Source organism: Streptosporangiales bacterium (assembly GCA_009379825.1).
GTDB lineage: Bacteria > Actinomycetota > Actinomycetes > Streptosporangiales > WHST01 > WHST01.
The window spans coordinates 1-4565 of the sequence record WHTA01000156.1 but is presented as its reverse complement, the minus strand read 5'-3'; the positions used below and the strand labels follow the sequence as shown (position 1 = coordinate 4565).

The following is a 4565-nucleotide window of genomic DNA, read 5'->3' as shown; positions in this document are numbered from 1 at the left end:
GAGCACCTGCTCCTTGGCGCGCTTGGTGGTCGCAGTGGAGGCGACGATCTTCGGCCCGGCGTCGTGTCCGCTGACGGGCCGCCACCGGCACAGCTCGTCGACGGCGGCCTCGAACAGGCCGACCATGGTGCCGAGCGCGCCTGAGATGAGATGCAGCTCGTCCTGGATGACGAGATCGGGTGGACGCAGCCGGGGCACGTCGTGACTGGAGGCCGCCGGCACCTTCCCCTTCGCGTTGTGGCGACCACCGCACTTCACCCTGCCGTCGAGATCCGGGTGGCGATACCCGTGCCGGTCGCAGCGGCTGCGGACCCGACCGAAGAGGATGCCGGCGTGGCCGCGCCAGGGCAGTTGGGCGAGCTTGTCGACGGTGGCGATCACCAGGCTCGGCGCGTACCGGTAGATCTCCTCGTCGACGGTGAGGATCGGCAGTCCCTCGTCGCTGTGCCGGCGGGAGAACGGGCAGGCGTCCGCGCCCTCGGCGTTGCCGCAGAACAGCAGCACCCGCCGGGTCTCCTCCTGGACGTGCAGGTCGCGGTGACCTTCCAGCCTGGTGCCGCACCACGGGCAGGTGAGCGTCTGCAGCACGTTGACATGCTTGCCCGTCCCGGCGTTCTTCGCCTGCAGGACCTGGTCGCGGGCGTCCTCGTACCAGTTCGGTGAGACACCCGCGCCGACCCAGAGGCCGATGCGGAACGGGGTCTCGCCGAACGTCGCCTCGTCGCGGCGGCGCTGCATCTCGGCGGCGCAGACCAGGGCGGCGGCGCGCTGGAACTGCTGCGCGGTGAGCAGCCGCAGCGTGTAGCGCATCAGGACGGCGACACCGGCCGCGCCGGACCGGGCGTCAACGCCCTCACCGACGCTGCCCTGCAGCCGGCGGATCGCGAAGGTGAACGCGGTGAGCCCGAGGTACGCCTCGGTCTTGCCGCCGCCGGTGGGGAAGAACAGCAGGTCGACGACGGCGTTCGGATCGGCCGCGCGCTCGGCGTGGGTGGGGTCGGTGAGGGCCGGCAGGTTGACCAGGACGAAGGCGAGCTGGAACGGACGCCAGGACGCCACCTTGGCACCCTGCTCGGTCACGGCACGCTCGGCCTCGGCGTAGCCGAGACCCTCGCGCTCGCGGCGCCGCGCGATCTCGGTGTGCCGGCGCTGCGCCGCCATCGCCTCGTTCGCGAACGCGAACGCGCGGCGCGCCTCGGCGTGCCCGGGCGCCGTCGGGTCACTGAGCAGCCGCACCCCGGCACGGATGCGTTCGGCCGCGGTGCGCGCCTTCGCCACCGCGTCGGCACCCGCCTCGCGTAGCGACTCCGGCAGTCCCGGCAGCTCGGCTTCGCGCGCGTCGAGCCAGGCGATGTACCCGGTGACCAGGGGCATCAGCCCGGCGTGCAACCGGGGCGGGTCGGCCTCGGCGAGCGCGTCCATGGACAGCTCGACGTCGGCGAACGCCGTGCCGGGGCCGGACGGCGCGTCGGTGGCGGGCACGTCGTAGCTCGGCAGCCAGGTGGTCTCCAGGCACCATGCGTCCTGCTCGCCGGGCCTGATCCGGTGGTCGACGGCGACGTTGCGGCCGCTGGCGTAACGGCGCTCGTGCCGGTAGAGCAACCTGAGGTGGGTCTCCTCGCCATCGGTGAGCGCGGTGTCAGCCGGGTGCTCGACGGGGGCGAACACGGCGCTCTCGCCGTCGGCCGCGGTGACCGTCAGCCGGGTCTGGAACAGCCAGGCGGTGTCGCCCCTGGTCTTCGCCTCGGCCTGCGCGTTGACCAGGGCCAGCTCGACGACGCGCAGCCCGCCGCGGGAACGGACGGTGACGGCGAGGCGGACGCCGTCACCGGTGCCGTCGCTGCCGAGCCGGAGCCGCTCACTGACGTCACCGTCGAGGTCGATGTCGCGGACGTGCTCGACCGGCTCGCGCTGCCACACCTTCCGGGCGCCGGCATCGTCCTCGACCTGCGTCTCGACGTAGCGGCCCCAGGCGGCGGTGACCCGCAGCCTGGTCACCGCGGCGGGTACGGTGCAGGCCAGGCCCATCGAGGACGCCCACATCCGCCCGACGGTGGCCGGCGCCACCTCGGGCAGCTCGGCGTCGCCGCCATCGCCGGAGACGCCGGCGCCGTTGTCGACGGAGGCGGGTACCTCCTCCCCGGACGCGGTTGCCTCGCCGCGCGGGCCGAGTGCGCCGACGAGGTAGCGCTCCCGTGGGCCCTCCAGACCCTGGGAGGGCAGCTGTTCGGTCGGGCCGTCCCAGGGACCGAGGAGGTCGCGGCGCACCTGCTGCTCCAGCTCGTCGCGCACCGCGGCGGAGCTCGCGTCGGTGAACCGCTGCGGACGCTCCAGCTCGGCCACCGAGTCGAGCGTCACCTGGCCGTCCGCGGCGGTCATCGATCCTCCTCTCGCTGCGTGCGGCGACGGCGCCTCCCGCCGTTTGCTCCATTCATAGCCGTGGCCAGTGACAGTTCGACCGAGGTTGACGACCTGTGCTCGGTGTCGCAGCCACGGGCGTCACATGAGCCTCCCCTGGTCCGGGTCGTCCTGCCGCTTCCTGGCGCGCTTGGCCGGCTTCTTCGGTACGCCCGCGGCGACCTCGACGGCGTGGCGTTCATGGTTGAGCTCCAGCAACCGGTCCAGGATCTCCTGCTTCGCCGCCGGCCCGACCGTGTACCGCAGGTCACGTCCGGCCGGGTGGAATCCGTGGTCGAGCTGGTCGAGCAGGTCGTCCCAGCCGTACGCCCGGACGGTGGCGACGTCGGTCGCCCGGTGGATGTCGCGCAGCTCGACGATGTCGGCGTCGGTACAGCCGGGGTCGAAGGCGAGGTTGTACGTCTTGGTCAGCCCGAGCTGTCGCCGCAGCATCGCCTCCCGCCGGAACGTGTCCAGCCGGTCCCCCAGCTCCCGCATCTCCTGGGTCAGGCCTGGAAGGGGGAACGTCTCGAACACATCGGAGGGCGTGTACCGGACGCGTGTCTCCAACGTCGATGCGCGAGCGATCGCCCACCAGTAGTGCGGGGAACTGGACAGCAGCGCCAACATCGCCGTGTCCTCAGTAGCGAACACGCCGAGTGCATGGGAGAACACCTGCCCGGTCGGCACCAACACCGGCATCACGGTCTTGGTGTGAAGCGTGATCACCACGACCCGCGACAACCCCGCGATCGCACTGTGGAGCTCCGGACGCGGCCGCCAGTACCGCCACCACGGCCAGCTCGCAACATCCTTACTCTTCATCGACCTTTCTGCCTTCACAGACTTTTCTAGTTGCGACAAGGGTTCAGGATAGGAACTGGCACGTTCGATGGACCAGTCATGAAAGTTGATGACCCATCGGCTCGCGGAACAGTCAGGACGGGAGTTGAGATCCTGACCATTGAGGTAGGGGAACAGAACGTCCGCGTTCCGCGAGTCCCTGGCGATGAACTGCTGCGCCTCAACCGGGCTCATCGTGAAACCGAGCCCGAGCAGATAGCTACCGATGAACGACCGACTCGCATTGGCGGCGAGCCGGTACGGTGTTCCAGACACCCGCGAGCCGGGATCGAGCGATGGTCCGATGCTCCGCACCGGCACGTCCTCGGCGAACCGCGGCGCTGACCCGCTCAGCTCTCGGCTCGTGGTCCAGACCGCGCAGTACTCGAGGACGGCGGAGCTCGACGGCCAGGGCTTGCTCTTGGTCGCCCGGCGGATCGTCACGCCGCGCTCCACGAGCTGGTCGAGCGCGACCTCGCGGGTGTCGCCTTGGGCGAGGGTGTTGGTCGCGATGAGTCCCACCTGCCCGTCGGCGTTCACCAGCTCGTGCGCCCGCAGTGCGAAGTAGGCGACCAGGTCCGCATTGCCCTTGACGTCGTTGCCGACCTCGCGGACCAGGTGCTCCCGGTAGGCCGAGCCGAGCGGGCCACTGATCTTCTTCCCACCCAGGAACGGGGGGTTGCCGACTATCGCGTCGAAGCCGCCGCGGTCGGTGATCTCGGGGAAGGTGAGCGGCCAGTGCAGGGGCTGGCGGGGGAACGCGCCGGCCGGCTGGTCGGTGGCCAGCCACGCACCGGCCCGGGCGCGAGCCTGCGTCCCGCCGTCGAGTGGTGCGCCGTGTGCCAGCTCGGCCGCGCGCTGGTAGAGGCCGCCCCTGGTGGTCCGCTTCTCCTCGCGCTGCTGGTCGCGGGCGTTCGGGTCGCGCGAGCCGACCCGCTTGACGTTGCCGGCGAGAGCGGCGCCGACGACCAGGTCGGCGAAGGGGCGCAGGTCGTCCGCGCGCGCCTCCGCCGCGGCCAACAGCTCGCGCTTGCGCGCCAAGGCCGCGTTCGCTTCCGCCCCCGATGCCGCCTCGACACCGACCTCGCCGATCTCGCGGTGCAGCTCTGCCATCTCGGCGACGGCGCCGCGCACCCCAGCGGTCCAGTCGAGCAACGCGGGTTCGTGCAGCTGCCGGCCCTCCACCGGGTCGAGGTGCATGTGCTCCAGCTGGTCCAGCGAGGTCAGGCCGAGCAGCGAGTCGCCCGCGACGAGCCGGTCGTCGAGGAAGGTGAACGGGCGCTCGCCGTCCATCGAGACCAGCCAGAGCGAGAGCTTCGCCATCT

General features: G+C 71.4%; 1 protein-coding gene. It reads right to left on the bottom strand.

Annotated elements, in window-relative coordinates:
- The coding region (locus tag GEV07_30720; GenBank protein ID MQA06882.1) for a helicase at positions 1–2379 on the bottom strand (2379 nt) is incomplete at its 3' end.
- Between the last annotated feature and the right edge of the window lie 2186 nt (positions 2380–4565).